Below are 3,432 nucleotides of genomic sequence, written 5' to 3' on the forward strand. Positions count from 1 at the left end.
AAAAACGGATGGAATGTAGCGGTTGGGGAGATATAGGCAATACCGACGCCTTTAGGCCCGTAAAACTTATGAGCCGAAAGCGTGCAAGAGTCAAAATAAAGCGCTGGCTGAAACACGCTATATTTTCCAAAAGATTGAGAGGCATCGACATGAAAGTGGATCGGCGTGTGATTGACAAGCTGGCCAACCGCTTGTACCGGCTGCGTGAATCCGGTTTCTGATGCGATGTGCGACATGACAATAAGACCAGTATCGTGATTGATCGCTCTCTCCACCTCATGAACTTCCACCATCCCCTCCTTATTAAGCGGTAGTTCAATGCCTTTGGCACCTAACCATCGCTCTGCTTTCTGAACCGCCATCATGACGGATGGGTGTTCTAACGGTGAATACAGCACGTGGCGTTGTTCAGGAGGACGGGCTTCAAGAGCGCCAAAAATAGCAAGGCTGTTTGCTTCTGATGCACTGCCTGTGAAGAAAATGCCTTCTTTGTCGGCTTGAAGCCATTCGCTAAACAAAGCTCGGCAAGATTGAACGACGTTAGCTGTGTTTGTTCCTAAATCATAAAGACCTTGAGTGTTTCCGTAAAAGCTGACTGCCGTCTTTTGATAGGCTTGTAACGCAGCTGGGGACATCGGTGTTGTTGCTGCATAATCGAAATAAAGCATTCTTCTCCTCCTTAAACCACATCGTATAACAAACCTTTCAAATAGGGACGTAAAGTCAAATAGATTTTTAGCATAAAGACCTTGTCAATACTATAATTATATGTAAATATATGTGTCAAGACACAAGTAAAGAAGAGGTGTGAATTTTGAGGTCCGCGACCTATGATGTCGTCATAGTAGGGTCAGGGCTGGCAGGGATGACGGTCGCTCGGTCACTGCCTGATCAGTATCGTATTCTCATCATTGCTAAAACAGATGTGACCCGTTCTAGCTCTTGGAGGGCACAAGGAGGGGTGGCGGCCGCATTTCATCAAGATGACCATTGGACTGCACATAAAGACGACACATTGAAGGCAGGAAGAGGTCACGGTCACGAAGTGCACATCGACATGCTGACGAGAGAAGCGCAAGCAGCTATTCGCTTTTTGCAGGAAAAGGGTGTGTCTTTTGCAACTGAGTTACATCAAGAAGGTGGTCATCAACGTCGACGTATTCATCACATTCAAGGAGATCAGACAGGTGTGGCGATGATGTCAACATTATGTGCCGGGCTTCCTACGAATATTGACTACGTCGCTGACGAAATGGTAGCAGAATTGTTGTTAAGTGAAGAAGGGGTTTGCTGTGGCGTTAAAACAGTGACGAGCCACGGTCATTCACGCGAATACATGTCTCAGTTTACAGTGCTGGGAACAGGCGGATGTGCCGATTTATTTGCTCACTCGTCAAATAGTGGGGATTCAATAGGCAGTGGTATTGCCTTAGCTTGTAAAGCCGGAGCAACGTTAACCGACCTTGAGTTTATTCAATTTCATCCAACCCTTTTAACCATAAAGGACATAAGTATCGGGTTGATTTCTGAAGCTGTCCGAGGTGAGGGGGCGCGTCTCGTTAATCAATATGGAGATGCTGTAATGGCTGGCTATCATCCACTTGGAGACCTTGCCCCTCGTGACGTCGTCTCACGTGCAATACATCACAAACTTTCGCTTGGGGAGTCCATCTATTTAGATATCAATGACGTGCCGAATTTTGCCGACCGTTTCCCTGGGATTGCTGGCATGTGCAAAGCTAATGGTCTATCCATAGAGCAAGGGCTCCTTCCTGTAAAACCTGGTGCTCATTATATGATGGGCGGTATCGCCGCTTCGATGGACGGTGCAACCTCTGTGCCTCGGCTGTTCGCGGTCGGGGAGGTCGCTTGCACCGGTGTACACGGCGCCAATCGTTTAGCTAGCAATTCGCTGCTTGAGGCAGTCATTTGCGGGAGAAAAACTGCTCAGCGCATCGTGTCGTACACTGCAGACAGCACATTGACATCAATTCATAGACAGCAAGACAACGGTGTTGGAAGGGAGCAAGAATGGTTAGACATCCAATCCGTTAAAAATGAAATGACGAGCGTATGCGGCATACTGCGAGAAGGCGCAGCACTTGAACAATTGTACAAACGATTAGCGCCATACTCTGAGACCGCGCTCCAGTGTGACTGGTCGCAAGGCTCTCAGGCTCATATTGCACAATGGCACCGAATCGTCGCATCGACGTGTATCGTAAAGGCTGCTTTCATGAGAAAAGAAAGCCGAGGCAGTCATTTTCGTCTTGATTACCCGCATGAGGAGCCAGCATGGGAGAAGAAACATATTTTCATAAATAGAAGATCTGTGTGGGAAGGGGATTTCACAAATGCAAACCATTCGCTTACGACGAATGCTTGAACATTTTTTAGATGAAGATATCGGTCATGGTGACATCACGAGTCAACCGGTTGCCCAAGACCTATACGGTAAGGGGCAATGGATTGCAAAGGAGGAAGGCATCTTTTCTGGAAAGGACATGGTCGCTATACTTCCTATGCTCAGTAGATCACAGGATGTTCATGTTGAGCTGCATATAGCGGAGGGGGAGAGTTTCCAAGCAGGAGATTTGCTCGGAACGATTGAGGGACCGATGTTATTTTTGCTCGAGACGGAGCGAGTGGTTTTAAATTTGCTACAGCGAATGTGTGGCATAGCAACGATGACGCGTCAGGCGGTCAACGAGCTTGAAGGGTCAAACACGCGTATTTGTGATACACGAAAAACGACGCCGGGCCTTAGGATGCTTGAAAAGCATGCCGTTGTTTGTGGCGGCGGGGTCAACCAACGTTTTGGACTTTCAGATGGTGCATTAATTAAAGACAATCACATCGCCTTAGCTGGATCCATTAAAAAGGCTGTGGCCGCAGTTCGAAAGTCTTGTGGGCATCTAACACCGATTCAAGTTGAAGTGGAAACTTACGAAGAATATCAACAAGCGCTTGAAGAACAAACAAGCATTCAAAGTATTCTGTTTGATAACTTGTCACCGGCTGTTTTAAAAGAATGGATTAACGAATGCCCAGTGCATTTGCAGACAGAAGCTTCCGGTGGGATTACCATTGATACGTTAAAAGACTACGGATCGACGGGAGTAAACTTTATTTCACTAGGCCAGCTGACACATTCTTCAAGGAGTATAGATATTAGTTTTAATATTGAAGGGGGACGCAAATATGCTTGACGTACTTTCTCAATCTTATCGTCTGCCACCACAGTACAAAGCGATGACTGTTGAAGAAATGCATGAACGAATTGGGCACGTTCGTCGTCGGCTGGGCAATGAACTCGTCATTCCGGCACATCATTACCAGAAAGAAGAAGTGATGCCTTTTGCCGATCAAACGGGTGATTCGCTTGCGCTTGCTTCGTGGTCTGCGACTGTTGATGCGCGTTGGATTGTTTTT

The 3,432-nt window shown here is 47.0% G+C and carries 4 protein-coding genes; 3 read left to right on the top strand and 1 reads right to left on the bottom strand.

Annotated features, from left to right (window positions below; translation table 11 throughout):
• On the bottom strand, window positions 1-668 hold a 668-nt coding region (locus G4V62_RS18920), incomplete at its 3' end, for a cysteine desulfurase family protein (protein WP_165205176.1).
• A 146-nt stretch (window positions 669-814) separates the two neighbouring features.
• Between G4V62_RS18920 and nadB the strand changes: the two genes are divergently transcribed.
• From nadB to nadA, 3 genes are all read left to right on the top strand, one after another.
• A complete protein-coding gene (gene nadB / locus G4V62_RS18925) occupies window positions 815-2,386 on the top strand; it encodes an L-aspartate oxidase (RefSeq protein ID WP_165205178.1) in 1,572 nt (523 codons plus the stop codon).
• Complete coding sequence (nadC, locus tag G4V62_RS18930) at window positions 2,355-3,209, top strand: carboxylating nicotinate-nucleotide diphosphorylase (RefSeq protein WP_165205180.1); 855 nt, start codon at window positions 2,355-2,357, stop codon at window positions 3,207-3,209. The genes nadB and nadC overlap by 32 nt, the downstream gene beginning before the upstream one ends.
• Window positions 3,202-3,432 (top strand): quinolinate synthase NadA (gene nadA, locus G4V62_RS18935; protein ID WP_165205183.1); only part of this gene is annotated, 231 nt, incomplete at its 3' end. The genes nadC and nadA, both read left to right, overlap by 8 nt.

Source organism: Litoribacterium kuwaitense (assembly GCF_011058155.1).
Classification (GTDB): domain Bacteria; phylum Bacillota; class Bacilli; order Bacillales; family DSM-28697; genus Litoribacterium; species Litoribacterium kuwaitense.